At 59.1% G+C, this 18,086-nt stretch carries 16 protein-coding genes; 15 read left to right on the forward strand and 1 reads right to left on the reverse strand.

What is annotated here, in order from left to right; genetic code table 11:
• Window positions 1-26 precede the first annotated feature (26 nt).
• From truA to MWU49_RS01280, 14 genes are all read left to right on the forward strand, one after another.
• Complete coding sequence (gene truA / locus MWU49_RS01215; RefSeq protein ID WP_246967081.1) at window positions 27-842, forward strand: tRNA pseudouridine(38-40) synthase TruA; 816 nt, start codon at window positions 27-29, stop codon at window positions 840-842.
• A gap of 167 nt (window positions 843-1,009) precedes the next feature.
• Complete coding sequence (locus tag MWU49_RS01220; RefSeq protein ID WP_246967082.1) at window positions 1,010-1,684, forward strand: phosphoribosylanthranilate isomerase; 675 nt, start codon at window positions 1,010-1,012, stop codon at window positions 1,682-1,684.
• Window positions 1,677-2,888, forward strand: coding sequence for a tryptophan synthase subunit beta (gene trpB, locus MWU49_RS01225; protein WP_246967083.1), 1,212 nt, complete (start codon window positions 1,677-1,679; stop codon window positions 2,886-2,888). Before MWU49_RS01220 ends, trpB begins: the two co-directional genes overlap by 8 nt.
• A 13-nt stretch (window positions 2,889-2,901) precedes the next feature.
• On the forward strand, window positions 2,902-3,705 hold the full coding sequence (trpA, locus tag MWU49_RS01230) for a tryptophan synthase subunit alpha (protein ID WP_246967084.1): 804 nt from the start codon (window positions 2,902-2,904) through the stop codon (window positions 3,703-3,705).
• A gap of 10 nt (window positions 3,706-3,715) precedes the next feature.
• Window positions 3,716-4,600, forward strand: a complete 885-nt coding sequence (gene accD / locus MWU49_RS01235) for an acetyl-CoA carboxylase, carboxyltransferase subunit beta (protein ID WP_246967086.1) — start codon at window positions 3,716-3,718, stop codon at window positions 4,598-4,600.
• Window positions 4,587-5,840 (forward strand): folylpolyglutamate synthase/dihydrofolate synthase family protein, encoded by a 1,254-nt coding sequence (locus MWU49_RS01240; protein ID WP_246967087.1) that lies wholly within the window; start codon window positions 4,587-4,589, stop codon window positions 5,838-5,840. The genes accD and MWU49_RS01240 overlap by 14 nt, the downstream gene beginning before the upstream one ends.
• Complete coding sequence (locus MWU49_RS01245; RefSeq protein WP_246967089.1) at window positions 5,833-6,426, forward strand: SPOR domain-containing protein; 594 nt, start codon at window positions 5,833-5,835, stop codon at window positions 6,424-6,426. The genes MWU49_RS01240 and MWU49_RS01245 overlap by 8 nt, the downstream gene beginning before the upstream one ends.
• Window positions 6,427-6,563: 137 nt before the next feature.
• On the forward strand, window positions 6,564-7,058 hold the full coding sequence (locus MWU49_RS01250) for a CvpA family protein (RefSeq protein ID WP_246967092.1): 495 nt from the start codon (window positions 6,564-6,566) through the stop codon (window positions 7,056-7,058).
• Window positions 7,059-7,069: 11 nt separating this feature from the next.
• A complete protein-coding gene (gene purF / locus MWU49_RS01255) occupies window positions 7,070-8,593 on the forward strand; it encodes an amidophosphoribosyltransferase (protein ID WP_246967093.1) in 1,524 nt (507 codons plus the stop codon).
• A gap of 165 nt (window positions 8,594-8,758) precedes the next feature.
• The gene (locus MWU49_RS01260) at window positions 8,759-9,970 is read left to right on the forward strand and encodes an O-succinylhomoserine sulfhydrylase (RefSeq protein ID WP_246967095.1); all 1,212 of its coding nucleotides are present in this window, start codon (window positions 8,759-8,761) and stop codon (window positions 9,968-9,970) included.
• A gap of 60 nt (window positions 9,971-10,030) precedes the next feature.
• Window positions 10,031-10,942, forward strand: a complete 912-nt coding sequence (locus MWU49_RS01265; protein ID WP_246967097.1) for a MoxR family ATPase — start codon at window positions 10,031-10,033, stop codon at window positions 10,940-10,942.
• A 3-nt stretch (window positions 10,943-10,945) separates the two neighbouring features.
• A complete protein-coding gene (locus MWU49_RS01270) occupies window positions 10,946-11,905 on the forward strand; it encodes a DUF58 domain-containing protein (RefSeq protein WP_246967099.1) in 960 nt (319 codons plus the stop codon).
• Window positions 11,905-13,938, forward strand: coding sequence for a DUF3488 and transglutaminase-like domain-containing protein (locus tag MWU49_RS01275; protein ID WP_246967100.1), 2,034 nt, complete (start codon window positions 11,905-11,907; stop codon window positions 13,936-13,938). The genes MWU49_RS01270 and MWU49_RS01275 overlap by 1 nt, the downstream gene beginning before the upstream one ends.
• A 42-nt stretch (window positions 13,939-13,980) precedes the next feature.
• Window positions 13,981-14,715: an iron-containing redox enzyme family protein gene (locus MWU49_RS01280; protein WP_246967101.1), complete on the forward strand. Its 735-nt coding sequence runs from the start codon at window positions 13,981-13,983 to the stop codon at window positions 14,713-14,715.
• A 181-nt stretch (window positions 14,716-14,896) separates the two neighbouring features.
• Here the strand turns inward: MWU49_RS01280 and MWU49_RS01285 are convergent, their stop codons facing one another.
• On the reverse strand, window positions 14,897-15,463 hold the full coding sequence (locus tag MWU49_RS01285; RefSeq protein ID WP_246967102.1) for a hypothetical protein: 567 nt from the start codon (window positions 15,461-15,463) through the stop codon (window positions 14,897-14,899).
• 135 nt (window positions 15,464-15,598) lie between these two features.
• Here MWU49_RS01285 and hrpB point away from each other — a divergent pair, with 135 nt between their 5' ends.
• The gene (gene hrpB / locus MWU49_RS01290; RefSeq protein WP_246967103.1) at window positions 15,599-18,037 is read left to right on the forward strand and encodes an ATP-dependent helicase HrpB; all 2,439 of its coding nucleotides are present in this window, start codon (window positions 15,599-15,601) and stop codon (window positions 18,035-18,037) included.
• Window positions 18,038-18,086 lie beyond the last annotated feature (49 nt).

Raw genomic sequence — 18,086 nt, forward strand, 5'->3', positions numbered from 1 at the left:
CAACTGTCTGTAGCGATGAGGTTGAGATGGCAAGAATTGCGCTGGGTATCGAGTACGATGGCACGGATTTTCGCGGCTGGCAGACCCAGCAGCCCGGGGTTCGAACGGTGCAGGAATGCCTGGAAGAGGCTCTCTCCAAAGTGGCCAATCATCCGGTTGCGGTTGTCTGTGCCGGGCGCACGGATGCGGGAGTCCATGGTACCGGTCAGGTGGTGCATTTTGATTCCGATGCTCCACGGGAGATGAAGAGCTGGATCATGGGAGGCAATACCAATCTTCCCTATGACATCACCATTCGCTGGGCGACCCCGGTGAGTGAGGATTTTCACGCCCGCTTTTCGGCGGTCAGCCGACGATACCGTTACGTGATTTATAACCATTCCCGGCCACCGGCCCTGTATCGAAACCAGGTGACCTGGAATCATCGCCCTCTCGACATCGAGGCCATGCGTGCTGCCGCGACGTATCTGGAGGGCAGCCATGACTTTACCTCTTACCGCAGTGTGCATTGTCAGGCGAAGTCGCCTCACAAGACCCTGCACAGTCTCAGGCTGTACGAACATGGCAAGGTCATTGTGCTCGAGGCCCATGCTAACGCCTTCTTGATGCATATGGTGCGTAATATGGCTGGTGTGCTGATGGCGGTGGGGGCTGGCAAGAAACCGCCGCAGTGGGCGGGTGAGGTGCTTGCGGCAAGAGATCGCCGTCAAGCCGCGGCGACGGCGCATCCCTACGGTCTCTATCTGGTAGAGATTGAATACCCGGAAGAATTCGCCTTGCCGAAAGAGCCGCTGGGCCCATTGTGGCTCCCGGATCAACTGGATACATTCGGTTCAGCATAATTAGCCCGCTAGCGGCTGGGATTTGCTACACTACAGCGCCTGTTTCGGAGCCTGCGGGTTTCAAGGTGCCCGATGGGTAGCGGCTTGAGGCGAAGCAGGTAACTGGCACGACCCCATACCGTAAACCGCTTTCAGTCAGTATCTTATCGACAGTTTCAGAGGCAACAATGCACCGTCAGCAGACCCTCAAGACGATTCCTCGGGTCAAAATTTGTGGTATTACCCGGGTTGAGGATGCGCTTGCTGCTGCACGAGCCGGCGCCGACGCTATCGGACTTGTCTTTTATCCTCCCAGCCCGCGCGCGGTCAGCGTTCGACAGGCTGCTGAAATCTGTCGCAGTCTGCCGCCTTTCGTGACCACGGTGGGATTGTTCGTCAATGCAGATCGCAATGAGATCGCCGGCGTGCTGGACAGCGTGCCGCTGGATCTTCTCCAGTTCCATGGTGACGAGACCCCGGAGCAGTGTATGGGGCACGGCCGCCCCTGGATGAAGGCGGTGCGCATGAAGGCAGATGTGGATCTGCATCAATGTGCCCGTGACTACCATGAAGCCGCCGGGTTGCTGGTGGATAGCTATGTTCCCGGTGTTCCTGGTGGTACCGGGGAAACCTTTAACTGGGACAGGTTGCCTGATGACCTGTCCTTGCCGCTGGTGCTGGCAGGTGGCCTGCACCCGGGCAATGTGGCCGATGCCGTGACACAGGTGCGGCCCTGGGCAGTGGATGTGAGTGGTGGTGTTGAACTGGATACGGTTCAGGGTCGCCAGGGGGGGATCAAGGATGCCTCCAAAGTCCGCGCCTTTATCAACAGTGTCAAAAAACGAGGAGTAGCTGGTGTCTGAACGCCCTGATTTTTCTGCTTTTCCTGACGCACGCGGCCATTTTGGCCAGTTCGGTGGCTGTTTTGTTTCGGAGACCCTGATGGGGGCTCTGGACGATCTCAAGGCCATGTATGAGCGTCTCAAGGATGATCCGCAGTTTCGTGCGGATTTCGATTACGACCTGGCGCATTATGTGGGTCGCCCGTCCCCCCTGTATCTGGCGGAACGATGGTCGAAGCAGCTCGGCGGCGCAAAGATCTGGCTCAAGCGAGAAGATCTCAACCATACCGGTGCCCACAAGGTGAACAACACCATTGGTCAGGCGTTGCTGGCCAAGCACATGGGCAAGCCTCGAGTAATTGCAGAAACCGGGGCAGGACAGCACGGTGTGGCTACCGCCACGGTGGCTGCACGTCTTGGCCTGAAGTGCCAGGTCTACATGGGTGCGGAGGATGTGGAGCGCCAGAAGCTCAACGTGTATCGCATGAAGCTGCTGGGTGCCGAAGTGATTCCGGTCACCTCCGGGTCAAAAACCCTGAAAGATGCCATGAACGAAGCCATGCGCGATTGGGTGACCAACGTGGATGATACCTTCTACATCATTGGTACCGTGGCAGGGCCGCATCCTTATCCGCTGCTTGTGCGCGACTTCCAGTGCATCATTGGCCGTGAAGCCCGCGAACAGAGCCTCAAGCAGGCCGGCCAGTTGCCGGATGCGCTGGTGGCCTGTGTCGGCGGCGGTTCCAACGCCATCGGCCTGTTCCACCCGTTCCTGAACGACGAGTCCGTGGCCATGTACGGTGTGGAAGCGGCGGGCGATGGCATTGAGACCGGTCGACACGCGGCGCCGCTCTCTGCCGGGCGCCCGGGTGTGCTGCACGGTAACCGCACCTACCTGATGGAAGATGACAATGGCCAGATCATCGAGACCCATTCGGTGTCAGCGGGTCTGGATTACCCGGGTGTTGGCCCTGAACATGCCTGGTTGAAGGATGTGGGTCGCGTGCAGTACGTAGCTGCGGATGACACCGAAGCCCTGGCGGCCTTCCGGGAACTGACCCAGGTAGAAGGGATCATGCCTGCACTGGAGTCTTCCCATGCGCTGGCCTACGCCCGCAAGCTGGCGCAGACCATGAGCCCGGAACAGAACATCGTGGTGAACCTGTCCGGTCGTGGTGACAAGGACATTCTGACTGTTGCCGCCATTGACGGTATCGAGTTTTAAGGAGTTATCGTTAATGAGCCGTATCGAAAGCTGTTTTGCCAGCCTGTCAGAAAAAAATCGCAAGGCGCTGATTCCCTATGTCACGGCCGGGGATTCCAGCAAGGAAGTCACCGTGCCGCTGATGCACGCCATGGTTGAGGCCGGGGCTGATATTATCGAGCTGGGGGTGCCGTTTTCCGATCCCATGGCCGATGGCCCGGTGATCCAGCTGGCTTGCGAGCGTGCCCTGGCCCACGGCACGTCCACCCGGGATGTGCTGGCCATGGTCCGCGAGTTCCGCACAACCAACAACGACACGCCGGTGGTTTTGATGGGTTACCTCAACCCGGTTGAGGTGATGGGCTACGAGACCTTTGCCAAGTCGGCTGCCGAGGCGGGCGTGGACGGGGTGCTGCTGGTGGATCTACCCCCGGAAGAAGCGCTGGAGGTGAAACCGGTGATGGATGAGGCTGGTCTGGATCTGATCTTCCTCGTTGCTCCGACCACCTCCGATGAGCGTATCAAGCTGATTGGTGAAGCCGGTTCCGGGTACCTCTACTACGTTTCCCTGAAGGGGGTAACCGGCTCGGCGACCCTCAATGTGGACGAGGTGGCAGGGCGCGTTGAAACAATTCGCAAACTTGCCAAATTGCCCATTGGCGTTGGCTTTGGTATCAAAGACGCTGAATCTGCACAGGCGGTCAGTCGAGTGGCAGATGGCGTCGTGGTTGGTAGTGCTCTGGTGAACCAGGTAAAGGAGCATCAGGACGACCCTGCCGCCATCAATCAGGCCATCAGCGACATTCTGTCCGCCATGCGCAACGCCATGGACACGTAAGGACCTTTGCATGAGCAGCAGCAACTGGCTGGAGAAAATCCTACCCGCCGTAAGGCGCCCCCAGGAAACCCGCAAGACCAATATTCCTGAGGGTCTGTGGCGCAAGTGTCCGCGTTGCGACGGGGTCATGTACAAGCCGGAGCTGGATCGCAACCTGGACGTCTGTCCGAAATGCGATCATCACATGCGCATCGGCGCGCGCAAGCGCCTCAAGATGTTCCTTGATGAAGGCTCCCTGACCGAGATCGGCAGCCAGCTGGCACCAGTGGATCGTCTCAAGTTCAAGGATTCCAAGAAGTACAAGGATCGCCTTGTGGCGGCCCAGAAGAGCACCGAGGAAAGCGATGCGCTGATCGCCATGAAGGGCAAGCTCAAGGGCGAGGGCGTTGTCGCTGTTGCCTTTGAATTCAACTTCATGGGTGGCTCCATGGGCTCCGTGGTGGGCGAGCGTTTCGTGCGTGCCGTCAACGTCTGTCTGGAGCACAAGCTGCCACTGATCTGTTTCGCTGCCAGTGGTGGTGCGCGGATGCAGGAAGCCCTGTTCTCCCTGATGCAGATGGCCAAAACCTCCGCAGCGCTGGAAAAGATGCGCCAGGCGGGGCTGCCGTTCATTTCTGTGCTCACCGATCCGGTCTATGGTGGTGTTTCTGCCTCCCTGGCCATGCTGGGTGATGTGAACGTGGCTGAGCCCAATGCCCTGATCGGCTTTGCCGGTCCGCGTGTGATTGAGCAGACCGTGCGTCAGAAGCTGCCGGAAGGTTTCCAGCGCAGTGAGTTCCTGCTGGAGCACGGTGCCATCGATATGATCGTCAGCCGCCATGACATGCGCGATACCCTGCACCGGGTGCTCGCCAACATGCTGGCCTGGCCACTGGAAGTGAATGAGGCCGACTGATACACCGGCATCTCTTGCCGACTGGCTCGCCCGCATTGAAGGCATGCATCCGGCCGAGATCGAATTGGGTCTCGACCGTCTGCGTGCCGTTGCCGGGCGTCTCGCCGTGGAAACGCTGTCAGTGCCGGTCATTACTGTGGCTGGCACCAATGGTAAAGGTTCTACCCTTCGCCTGATGACAGCCCTGGCTCGTGACGCGGGCCACCGGGTCTGTCTGTATACCTCTCCCCATCTGATTGATTTCAATGAGCGCGTGATGCTGCCGGACGGCCTGGCCAGCGATGCACAGCTTTGTGCCGCCTTCGAGCAGGTAGAACAGGCCCGCGGTGAGGTGGCGCTGACCTATTTCGAGTTCACCACTCTGGCGGCGCTGTGGTTGTTTGCTGGCAGTGATGCCGACCTGGTACTACTGGAAGTCGGACTGGGAGGGCGTCTTGATGCGGTCAATGTGGTGGATCCGGATGTGGCGGTGGTGACGTCCGTAGGGCTGGATCATCAGGACTGGCTGGGGGATACCCGGGAAGCCATCTGTGCTGAAAAGTGCGGTATTGCCCGCCCCGGGCGTCCTCTGGTCTACGGAGAGCAGGATTGGCCGGAAAACCTGAGTGAGCTGGTCAGGGACTATCAGGCAAACGGCTTCCTTGCCGGGCGGGAATTCGCGGTGCAGGCCGGGGAGGGGGTACTGGCATTTGCCGACGGTGAGCAACTGCGCTGCCCCGAACACGTGGTGCTGGGCGCGGATAACCTTGCCACCGCCTGTCAGGCGTTGAAACTGGCCGGTGTGAGTGTGACCCAGGCGGCCGTTGACGCGGCCGGCTCATTGTCTCTGATGGGGCGCTGTGAGTACCGTCTCCTGCAGGGAGTGGATTGCTGGTTTGATGTGGGCCACAACCTGCCGGCGGTGTCCCGGTTTCGCACCTTGTTGCCTGAATGTCGGGGGCAGCGCCATCTGGTGTTCGGGATGATGGCTGACAAGCCTCTGGCGGAGGTGGCAGCCTGTTTTTGCGGGGAGCAAAGCCGGTGGTTCCTGTGCGCGCCGGCCATGCCTCGTGCGGCTACGGTGGCACAACTGACAGCCGTGTTGCCGGCAGGTGAGTCACAACAGGTTTGTGACTCTGTGGCTGAAGCCTTGTCCTGTGCACTGGCCGCTGCCAATCCCGGCGATCAGGTGGTAGTCTTCGGGTCGTTCTATACGGTTGCTGAAGCCTGGCAGGTGACGAAGGAAGGGCAGAGTGAATAAGCAGATTCGACAGCGCCTGATTGGCGCCGTTCTGTTGCTGATACTGGCAGCGATTCTATCGCCATTGGTGTTCCGTACCCCGGCGCAGATTCGTACCGCCCTCAATATGGAGATTCCTCCGGCGCCGGACTACCAGCCGGTGGTGGTGGAGCCGGTGGTCTCTGAAGAGGTGGAAGCGGCTGCTGCAGAGCGCATGCAGAGCGACCGTAACGAGATCGTGGCTGCTGCCGGGCAACCCGGTAATCCCCCCGCAGCTCCTCCTGCCGATGGCAAGGAGCAGGTGCTGGAAACCCTCACCACGCCGCCCCCTCCGGCGTTGTCGGCCGGGGATGATCCGGTGCTGGCCGGTTTTGTGGTACAGGTTGGCAGCTTCACTCAGCAGGACAGTGCCAACGCGTTGCTTGTTCGCCTCAAGGAGGCGGGGTTCCGGGCCTATATGGAGACGGATTCCCGTGACGGCAACCTCTACCACCGGGTCATGGTAGGCCCGGAAATCCGCAAGGAAGATGCCGAGCAGACCCGCCAGCGGCTCGCGAACGATTCCCGTTTCAATCTGGATGGCCTGGTCCGAATCTACGCACCCTGAATGGCGGTTTCGGCATGCATAGCCGGTCCGCCTCTGTTAAACTCCGCCGTTCTGAATTCACACGGTCCTGATGTGGGCATCACACCAGGCCGTTGCCATCCACTCAAGCGCACTTTGCCCGCAAGAGCACGTTTTTGATGAATCTGGCTGACGGCATCATTCTGGTCGTAATTGCAATTTCAGCACTGTTGAGCGTGCGCCGGGGCTTCACCCGCGAAGCCTTTTCATTGCTCACCTGGGTGGCGGCCTTTATCATCGCGCGCCTGTTCAGTCCGGCCTTTGAGTTGCTGCTGGAAAACCAGATATCCACCCCGAGTCTGCGCTTTATTGTTGCCTTTGGTTCCCTGTTTGCCCTGACCCTGGTAGTAGGGGCGCTGATCAGTCATTTGTTGGGTGAACTGATCCGGGTGACGGGACTCAGCAGTACCGATCGTCTGTTGGGAATGGTGTTTGGTGCCCTGCGCGGTATCTTGCTTATGGTAGTGCTGGTTGCCCTTGGTCGTCAGGTCTTTGCTGACGACCAGTGGTGGCAGGAATCCACCCTGGTTCCACATCTGGTGATGCTGGAAACCTGGACCCGGGAAATGGGCGAGAGTCTTCTCGCCCTCGTTATGAATGTAAGCGGCAGCTAGAGGAAAAAACCATGTGCGGCATTGTGGGCATTGTCGGCCATAGCTATGTGAATCAGGGCATCTACGATGCACTGACCGTTCTGCAGCATCGCGGACAGGACGCAGCAGGTATCGTGACCTGTGATGGAGACCGACTGTATCTGCGCAAGGACAATGGCATGGTGCGTGATGTTTTCCGCACTCGTCATATGCGCCGCCTGGTAGGGAACATGGGTATTGGCCATGTGCGTTATCCCACCGCAGGCAGCTCAAGCTCCGCGGAAGCCCAGCCATTTTACGTGAACTCCCCGTACGGGATTACCCTTGCCCACAACGGTAATCTGACCAACGCTGAGGAGCTGGCCGAGCACATCTTCCGGGCTGACCTGCGCCACATCAATACCAATTCCGATTCCGAAGTGCTGTTGAACGTGTTTGCCCATGAACTGCAGCGCCGTGGCAAGCTGCAACCGGAGCCTGCGGATATTTTTGACGCGGTAGCGGCCGTCCACAAACGTGTGGAAGGGGCTTATGCAGTGGTCGCCATGATTACCGGTTATGGGATCCTGGCTTTCCGCGATCCCCATGGCATTCGTCCGATCTGTTTCGGCCGCAAGGATACCCCGCAGGGTCCTGAGTACATGGTGTCCTCGGAGTCCGTTGCACTGTCTTCGCTGGGTTTTCATCTGGTTCGTGATCTGGAACCGGGGGAGGCCATCTATATCACTGCCGAAGGGGAAATGTGCACTCGACAGTGTGCGGAAACCCCAAGCCTGCATCCATGTATTTTCGAGCAGGTTTATCTGGCTCGTCCGGACTCCATCATCGATGGCATTTCCGTTTACAAGGCTCGCCTGCGCATGGGTGAAAAGCTGGCGGAAAAAGTGGAGCGTGAGTGGCCAGATCACGATATTGATGTGGTCATCCCGATCCCGGACACCAGCCGCACCTCTGCACTGCAGATGGCCAATCATCTGGGTGTTAAATTCCGCGAGGGTTTCATCAAGAACCGCTATATCGGCCGGACCTTTATCATGCCGGGCCAGCAGCAGCGCAAGAAATCCGTGCGCCAGAAACTGAACCCCATTGAGCTGGAATTCCAGGGCAAGAATGTGCTGCTGGTGGATGATTCCATCGTCCGTGGTACCACCTGTAACGAGATTATCCAGATGGCCCGCGAAGCCGGGGCACGTAACGTGTACTTTGCTTCTGCCGCACCGGCGGTGAAATACCCCAACGTCTACGGCATCGATATGCCGGCGGCCAAGGAGCTGATCGCCCACGATCGCACTACCGATGAAATCTGTCAGTTGATTGGCGCCGATCGCCTGATCTACCAGGATCTTGAAGATCTGGTGGACACCTGCCGTGAAGGAAACCCGGAGGTGGAGTCTTTCGATTGTTCCGTGTTCAATGGGGAGTATCTGGCAGGCAATATCACGGTGGATTATCTGGCCGAACTGGAAGCCCGTCGCAACGATGACGCCAAGGGATCCAGCGAGAAAAAGCAGGCCCTGGCCGATAACGAAATTATTGATCTGCATAATACTAACTAACGCAACAGGCACCACGCTTCACGCAACAACGCGACAGGGCTTTAATCTGGTTGTTGTGTTCTCGCCGCGATTCAGCGGAGAGGTGAGGTTAGCGGGCAGTGCGGTGCTACCATTACAGGCGTTTTGACGCGTTGTGGCGTGTTGCGTGAAGCATGAGGCGTACTAATGACGGAACTGGATCCGAACGAGTTTGATGTGGAAACCCTGGCCATTCGTACTGCGCAATTGCGTACGGATGAGATGGCCCATTCGGATCCAATTTTCCTGACATCCAGTTTCGTTTATGAAAGTGCCGCCCAGGCGGCAGCCCGCTTCGGGGGGGAAGAGCCAGGGAATATCTACTCCCGTTTTACCAACCCCACCGTACGGGCCTTTGAGCAGCGTCTGGCGGCACTGGAGGGTGGTGAAGCCTGCGTGGCGTTTGCCTCCGGCATGGCCGCCATCAGTGGTACTTTCTTTTCACTGTTGGCCCCCGGTGATCACGTGGTCAGCTCTCGCAGTGTGTTTGGTACCACCAACGTGATCTTTGACCGTTACCTGAAGAAATTCGGCATCGAAACCACCATGGTGGATCTCAAGGATCTGTCTGCGTGGGAAGCGGCGATTCGTCCGGAGACAAAGATCCTTTTCCTGGAAACACCTTCCAATCCGCTTTCCGAAATTGGTGACATTGCTGCATTGGCCAAGCTGGCCCATGACAATGACGCCTTGTTGGTGGTGGATAACTGTTTCTGTACGCCGGCATTGCAAAAGCCCATCGAGATGGGGGCGGACATCATCATTCACAGTGCCACCAAGTACCTGGACGGGCAGGGCCGCTGTCTGGGCGGCGCGGTGGTTGGTCCCAAACCGCAGATGGATGATGTGCTCGGCTTTGTCCGCTCTGCGGGTGCCTGCATGAGCCCCTTCAATGCCTGGGTTTTCCTGAAAGGGCTGGAGACACTGAGCCTGCGTATGGAGGCACAAAGTGCCCGGACCCTGGAGCTGGCCCAGTGGCTGGAATCCCAGCCGGGTATCGTCAAGGTGCACTACGCAGGGCTCAGCTCTCATCCGCAGCACGAGCTGGCCGGTAAGCAACAGTCTGCCTACGGTGCGGTCATGTCAATCGAAGTGGAAGACGCGGCGGGTAACCGTGATCGTCAGGCTGCATGGCGCTTTATTGACGCCACCCGCCTGATTTCCATCACCGCGAATCTGGGAGATGTGAAGACCACGGTGACTCATCCGGCATCGACTACCCACGGCCGTGTGGCCGAGGAAGAGAAGCGTCGTGCCGGGGTCACCGAAAACCTGATTCGTCTGGCCATCGGTCTGGAGTCCGTGAAGGATCTCAAGGCGGATCTGGAGCGGGGACTGAAGGCGTTAGCCAGCGCCTGACCGCGTCTTCACTGACGTGCTGCTACGCTTCACATATAACAAGAACCTTGAAGGGATCCCATGCAGGCACTGACTAAAGCGCTTGGCGAAGTCGCCAAGGTGGTACTGGGCAAGGAAGACCAGCTAAAACTGGCCCTGACCTGTCTGATGGCCAACGGCCACCTGCTGATTGAAGATCTGCCGGGGATGGGCAAGACCACTCTGGCGCATGCATTGGCCCGTGTCTTCCAGCTCGAATACCGCCGTGTGCAGTTCACCAGTGACATGCTGCCGGCGGATATTCTCGGGGTGTCGGTTTTTGACCCCAACAGCCAGGATTTCACCCTCCGCGAGGGGCCGGTGTTCACCCAGCTACTGCTGGCCGACGAGATCAACCGTGCGACTCCCAAGACCCAGGGCGCACTGCTGGAGGCCATGGAAGAACGTCAAGTCACCCTTGATGGGGTAACCCGGCCACTGCCGAAACCGTTCTTCGTAGTCGCCACCCAGAACCCTTCGGATCAGGCTGGCACTTTCGTGTTGCCGGAGTCTCAGCTTGATCGTTTCCTGATGCGCATTTCCCTGGGCTATCCGGCCCCGGAAGTGGAGCTGGCTCTGCTCGCCGGAGGCGATCTGCGCGAACAGGCCCGTCAGCTTAAACCTGTGATCAGCAGTGAAGGCCTGGTCAAGCTCAGCGCCATGGTGGACAAGGTGAGAGCCAGTCATGAGCTGCTCGACTATGTGCAGCGCTTGCTGGAGGCAACCCGGACTGATGATCGCTTCGTGGCTGGCCTGTCACCCCGGGCTGGGCTGGGGCTTCTCAAGGCGGCTCGTGCCTGGGCCCTGATCAGTGGCCGCGATTATGTGGTACCGGAGGATATCCAGGCGGTATGGGCAGCGGTGGCCGAACATCGCCTGAGTGCCCGCCAGGGCGGCAGTGTATCGGCTATGACCCAGTCGCTGCTGCAATCCGTAGCGGTGGTACGGCGCTAGGGCATGCGCCTGCCGGCCCCCATCCAGAAGCGTTATCAGCGCTGGCTGGCGCGACGCCTTCCCCGTGCGCCCGTAGTGGTGCTCAACCAGCGCCGTATCTTCATCTTCCCTACCGGCTACGGTTTCTTCTATCTTGGCGTGGCTTGCCTGCTTTTCGTGGGAGGCATCAACTACGAAAACAACCTGATCCTGTCCCTGAGTTTTCTCCTCGCCAGCCTGTTCCTGGTTGCCATCCTGCATACCTATCGCAACCTGTCCGGGTTGGGATTGCGTAACGGTGACAGCGAATCCGGTTATGCTGGAGAAAGCGGTTCGCTGGGGGTCACCCTGTTCAGCGAACACCGAGACCACCACTGTATCTGGCTGAAGTGGGAAGGCCAGTCGGGTCAGCAGATCAGTGTTCTGACAGGAACGGAAAGCACGCTCTGGCTGAATCTGGCGTTGCCCCGAAGGGGGCGTGTGCTGGCGCCGCGGCTTAAGGTGGAGAGCATGTTTCCGCTGGGGCTGCTCAGGACCTGGTCTTATGTCAGCCTGGAGCATTTCTGTCTCGCCTGGCCTTCACCCCAGGCAAGCCGTGATTGCCCAGCAGAGGGCGGTGCCGAAACGGTCCAGCTGGTGTCCAGTGGCAAGCCCGGGAATGAGGAGTTTCGGGGATTGCGTGCCTATGTGGCCGGGGACTCACTGCGCCGGATCGATTGGAAAGGCTATGCCCGTGGTATCGGGCTGAATACCAAGCTGTTCGAAGAGCCAGCCGGTGGCCGCCTTTGGCTCAACTGGGACGCCCTGGAAGGGGTGGGTACCGAGCAGCGCCTGTCGATACTCTGCTACTGGGTGCTGATGCTGGATCAGCAGCAGCAACCCTACGGCCTGAAATTGCCGGGTATGACCCTGGCACCGGATACAGGTGACAGCCACCGCCTGCGTGCCCTTGATGCCCTGGCGGCTTATCCGGAGTTTGGCTGATGCGCGTCTATCAGGTGCCTACCCATACCCGTTTGTGGCTGGTGATTACCATCATTGCCTGCTCGCTTCCCCAGCTTGTCCGTGGCCCGGCATGGCAGGCCGGATTGCTGGGGCTGGTGTTGCTGATTCGGGCGCTGGGCGACCGACAGCGCATGCGGATGCCGGGGCGTTGGCTGCGTGGCCTGATGATGGTCAGTGTGGTGGCGCTGACATGGTTTTCCTTTGGCCGCATCTACGGGCCGGAAGCGGGTGTCGCCCTGCTGGTCAGCCTGTTTTCGCTCAAGTATCTGGAAGTGGTTCGCCAGCGTGATGCCTATGTGGTCATCGTGCTGGGTTATTTCGTCTGTGCAACCGCCTTGCTGTTTGACCGCGGGCCAGGCCTGTTTGCCTATGTACTGCTCTGCATGATGCTGCTCACCACCTGTCTGGTGGGGATTAATCATAGTGATACCGGCGCACGCTCCTGGGGGCATTTGCGCCGCGGAGCGGTGATGTCGTTGCAGGCGATTCCGGTGATGCTGGTGCTGTTTGTACTGGTGCCCCGGGTGGCACCGCTATGGAATATGCGCATTGATTCCGGTCAGGCGCGTACCGGCATGTCTGACAGCATGGCGCCCGGGGAGATCAGCGAATTGTCACGTTCCTCCGAGCTGGCTTTCCGGGTGTCGTTTGATGGTCCTGCGCCGCCTGGAGCGGAGCGTTACTGGCGCGGCCTGACGCTCAGTCACTTTGATGGCCGCACCTGGCAACAGGCCATGCCGCGCGGTATGGACAGGAAGGATTACCTTTACCAGGCCGGCGATAAAGAGCCTGACTGGTACCGGGCATTGATGACGGCCGAGCGGGGGGAGGGCTACCGCTATCAGGTGATCATGGAGCCCACCCAGCGGCAATGGCTATTTGCCATGAAAGTTCCGGTACTGGAGCAGGGCGACGCGGGATTGGCCAGGGATATGCGTTTAGTGGCAAATGACCCGGTGGCTGACAGCATCGGTTACACAGTAACCAGCTATCCGGATCTGGTCAGAGCCGTGCCGCTCAGCGAGGAAGAAAGATCCCTGATGTTGTCTTTGCCAGACAGGGATGTGGGGCGGCGCGCCAGGGGGCTGGCCCAGCAGTGGCGTCTGGATGCGGATAACCCGGGGCAGGTGGTCAATCAGGCACTGCGTTATTTCCGCCAACAACCGTTTTATTACACTCTGCGGCCGCCGCCGTTGCCAGTGGATCCCATCGATGAGTTTCTGTTTGTCAGCCGACGGGGTTTCTGCGAGCACTATGCCTCCAGCTTTACCTTCATGATGCGTGCGGCGGGGATTCCCGCCCGTGTGGTGGTGGGCTACCAGGGCGGGGAGCCCAATGCGCTGGGTTCGCATTTGCTGATTCGCCAGTACGATGCCCATGCCTGGAGCGAGGTGTGGCTGGACGGGCAGGGCTGGGTACGAGTGGATCCCACTGCCGCAGTGGCCCCTGACCGTATCGAGGATGGCCTGCGAGCAGCGCTGTCGGGCAGTGAGTACGACCTGGAGAGCCTGGCCGCCCTGCAGAGCTTCGCCAATTCGGGGTTGATGGGCCGCCTGCGCCAATGGGGCGATTACGTGGATTTTCAGTGGCAAAACTGGGTGCTGGGCTACAACAGTCAGTCGCAGATGCAGTTGCTTCGTCAGATGCTGGGCTCCGCCAGTCCCTTACGCATTGCGCTGGCCCTGCTGGCAGGGATTACCCTGTTATTGGGGCTCTATATGCTGGTGCTGCTTCGGCAGGATCGTGGTTACCGGCAGAATCCCATGGAACGTGAGTTCTGGCGGCTTCATCAGCGTGTTAGCCGCTTGCAGGGCCAGCCGCTGGATGCCGGGGTTACCCCCGGACAACTGGCTGAGCGGATCAGCGAGCGCTGGCCCAGGGCCTCGCAGGCGGCCAGCCAGTGGGCGTTGCAGTATCAGCAGGCGCTGTATAACCCGTCGGTGACCACGGATCGTGTCAGGCTGCGCCATTTACGTCGCCTGAGAAATCGATTATACAAATTATTGGACTAGCGCCGATGGCGCTGTTTGTTTTTGTTGTGATGGAGAACAACGATGCGCGCCGCTAACTACAAGAAAGCGCTGGAAATAACGGAACATTCCCCTTGGGCCCGGCAGTTCTGGGATGAACTGGTCCCTCTCAAGGATCGGGTAGTGCACCACCCCCTGTTTGCAGAGATGGGCAGCGGGGCCCTCAGTCTTCCCCGGTTCCGTTCAGCCCTGCTGAATTTCTATCCCCTGGTAGAGAACTTTCCAAAATACATGGGCCTGAACCTGGCGAAGACTCGCCCGGGGAGGTTGCCCGGCCACGAGGAAGCCAAAAACTGGCTGATCGGCAACATCAAGATCGAGCAACGACATGCCTACTGGTATCAGGACTGGGCCATGGGTTTTGGTATCAGCCTCCATGATCTTGAGTTCGCAGATCCTCCCGCTGCCATGGATGCCGTCAATCATTACCTGTGGAGTATTGGCCGCCAGTCCAGTCTCGAGGAAGGCATCGCCGCCACCAACCTGGCCATCGAGTGGGCAACCGGCGAATGGAGCCAGAGTGTCGTGAAAGGCATGAAGGCCTATGAAGAGCAGGGGGTCGCGACCATCAATCGCCACTCCATGGCCTGGCTGCGGGCCCATGCCTCCTATGATGATGATCATCCCCATGAGGCCATGGAGTTGATCAAGCTGATCTGTGTGGATGATGACAGTCGTGAACGGGCCCACAGGGCCGCCTTCAAGGGGCTGGAATACTATATTCACGCACTGGATTACTGCTACGACAACGCTGGGTGAGGAGGCTGTATCAGGATTCGGGGAGGGAAAAGGTTGGTTGCGAGATGCCTGAAGCCTGACGCTGGATGCAACGCATGCCGTCTGTAGCTCACTGATTGTGTCAGGTGTCTTGCTGTGATGGCCCGGAGGCATGCAGGAAACTTACAGGCGTGCCATTTCCTGCATGCCGGGCCCTCTCTGACTACATATACACCTTGAGCTTGTCCCGGATCACTTTCTGGATGGCCTTGATCTCCATGGGAGAGCGGTCCGTCAGTTTGGATGGCATGATGCGGTGCAAGTGAAGACAGGGGAAGTCCTTGCGGAAAGCGCGCAAATCCCCCTTGGTAATGACCGGCAGGAAGGGCACTGACTCGGTTTCCTTTTTCATCAACGCCCACAGGCCCACTTTCAGGGGCACGGGCTTTACCACTCGTTTGCCGGATTTCAGCAGTCTTAATGTCAGGAACAAGCCTTCCTTGCCGAAAAGGTCGCCGGGAACAATGTACATACCACTTGCATGTACGCTGTCTTCGACAATGCCGTTGAAGGTGTCATGATAGGCGTATGGGTTGGGCAGGATGATCAGTGAGCGATCATCACTTTCCGGTAGTGAAATCTCGTAATTGGTATAGAGTTGCTCCACCGGGGCGCTGTACACACACAACGTATCCTGAAACTGTTTGATGAAATTGACAGCCCGCTGGTGGTTGTCAAAGTCATTCAGTTTCCAGATGAGATGTTCAGGTATCCCCAAGTCGTTCATCATGGCGGTTGGATCACCTAGTTATATATTATTAGTGATAGCCAGAATATAGCATAGCTCGCTATCTTCAACAGTCTTGATTGAACCACATTCCTTCTTGCTGATGTCTAACCTGTCAGATTCGAGACAGAAAATATCATGACGTATACATTTCCTGTCGATGCGGTCATGGAGTCCTTGTTTGCCGCGCTTTCCGAGCACGGTGGTGCCATTCTCGAGGCGCCCACCGGGGCCGGTAAATCCACTCGTGTGCCGTTGCGTCTGCTGAATACTGACTGGGTCAGCAAGGGACGAATCCTGATGCTGGAGCCGCGCCGTGTAGCGGCAAGATCCGTGGCCACCTTCATGGCTTCACAGTTGCAGGAAAAGCCCGGCATGACAATTGGCTACCGGACCCGAACTGATACACGGGTAAGTGACGCCACCCGGGTGGAGGTAGTAACCGAAGGGGTGCTGACCCGAATGTTGCTTGCCGATCCGGAGCTGAATGGCATCAGTCTGGTGATCTTTGATGAATTCCATGAGCGCTCCCTGCAGGGGGATCTGGGACTGGCGCTGATCACAGAGACCCGAGAGGTGTTCCGCGAGGACCTTGGGCTGCTGGTGATGTCGGCCACACTGGATTGTGGTCCCCTGACCGAGCGCCTTGGCCTGCCGCTGGTCAAGAGTGAAGGGCGCAGTTATCCGGTTGATGTGTGCTATGCGCCAGTGGCGTCAAATCAGCATTGGGAATGGCATGTTGCCAGACAGGTGGTTGCGGTCGAGGCGCAGGCGAAAGTGGTGCTGGTCTTTCTGCCCGGTCAGGCCGCCATCCGCCTGGTCGGTCGTCATCTGGAGAGGGAACAGGTATCGGCCACGGTAATGGCGCTTCACGGCGGTCTCTCGCTGGATCAACAGCAACAAGTCCTGAATCTGGCCAGGCAGGGGGATCCGCTGGTTATTCTGACCACCAACGTGGCCGAAACCAGTCTAACCATCGAGAACGTTAGCCATGTGATCGATAGTGGCCTGGCCCGGGAACCAGTCTATGATCCGGGCCGTCATCGCAGCCGGCTGGTGACCCGGCGCATCAGTGAGGCAAGCGCCCGGCAGAGAGCCGGCAGGGCAGGGCGGTTGGGCCCCGGGACCTGTATCCGTTGCTGGTCTGCCGATGAAGTCATGGCCAGGCATCCGTTGCCAGAAATCTGTCGCGTGGGTCTGGATCAACTGGTGCTCGATCTGGCTCGTTGGGGTTGTCTGGATCCGTCTCAGATGCAGTGGCTGGATGTGCCGCCTGCTGCTGCCTGGCAATCCGCTGTCAGCAGGCTAACGGGAATGGGCGCATTGGAGAAAAGTGGCGCGATTACCGAGTTCGGGCTGGCGATTGCTCGAATGGGGCTGGAGCCCACTCTGGCGGCGCTGGTGCTGTCGGGGCAGCAAGCCGGGCTGGGCAAGACCGCCGCGCGTATTGCTGCGCTGCTGTCCGAGCGGGATATCCTCCATGGGCAGGGTGTGGACCTGCGGAACCGGTTACTGGCTCTGGCCCGGCAACCCCAGCGTTACTTCCATGTACTGAGTGAGGCATCCCGAATAGTGGGCGGTGCCGGTGAACAGGAAGAGGACTGGCACGGGGGCCTGGACCGCCTGCTTGCTGGCGCACTGCCCATGCAGCTGGCGAGGAAGCGGCCAGGCCAGCAGCGCCGTTACCAGATGGCAGAAGGACCGGGGCTGGGGTTGCCGCAAGGGGATCCGCTGGAGGGCGAAGAGTGGCTGGTCATCCTGGATACGGATGGCGAAGCCCGGGATGCACGAATCAGGCTGGCGATACCGGTAGCGCCCGATACCATGGCGGCCCTGCTTGAACAGCGGGCGATAACCCGGGAAATCGTCACATGGGACTCGCAGAGGCAACGGGTGACCGGTCGGCGCCAACGTTGCCTGGGCGAAATTGAACTGGAAAGCCAGCCCTTGCCGTCACTGAATCCGCAACAACTGGCGGAAGCCTTGCTGGACGGTGTCCGCCAGGAAGGACTGGACCTGTTGCCATGGACACCTCGCTTGCGGCAGTGGCAGGCCAGGGTGATGCGACTGGCCGAGCTGGATGATGAGTGGCCTGAGCTCAGTGATGCGTATTTGCAGGATCACCTTGAGCAATGGCTGGCCCCCTATCTGGCAGGAATGCGAACGGTGGCGGACCTGAAATCATTGCCGCTGGGAAGTGCGCTGGCAGGATTCCTGGACCACTCCCGGCAACAATCGCTGGATCAGCTGATGCCTGAGTCGGTGACCATACCGACAGGACGCGAGGTGACTCTGGATTACCGTGGACAGCATGTGGTGCTGGCCGTGAAGCTGCAGGAACTGTTTGGCATGCAGCAATTACCAGCCCTGGCCGGCGGGAAACTTTCGATCACCGCACACTTGCTCACTCCGGCAGGCCGCCCGGCAGCCATTACCGATAACCTGGCCCGCTTCTGGTCGGAAAACTACCAGGCAGTCAGAAAGGATTTGCGCGGCCGCTACCCCAAGCACCCCTGGCCGGAAGATCCCCTTGCCGCACAGGCAACCGCCTGGACCAAAAAGCGGGCAGGGCAGTGAGCTACGAGCTACGAGCTACTGCTCGATTTGAACAAGAAAGGTTGAAAAG

The sequence above is a fragment of the Alcanivorax sp. S6407 genome, from assembly GCF_023016115.1.
Lineage (GTDB): Bacteria > Pseudomonadota > Gammaproteobacteria > Pseudomonadales > Alcanivoracaceae > Alcanivorax.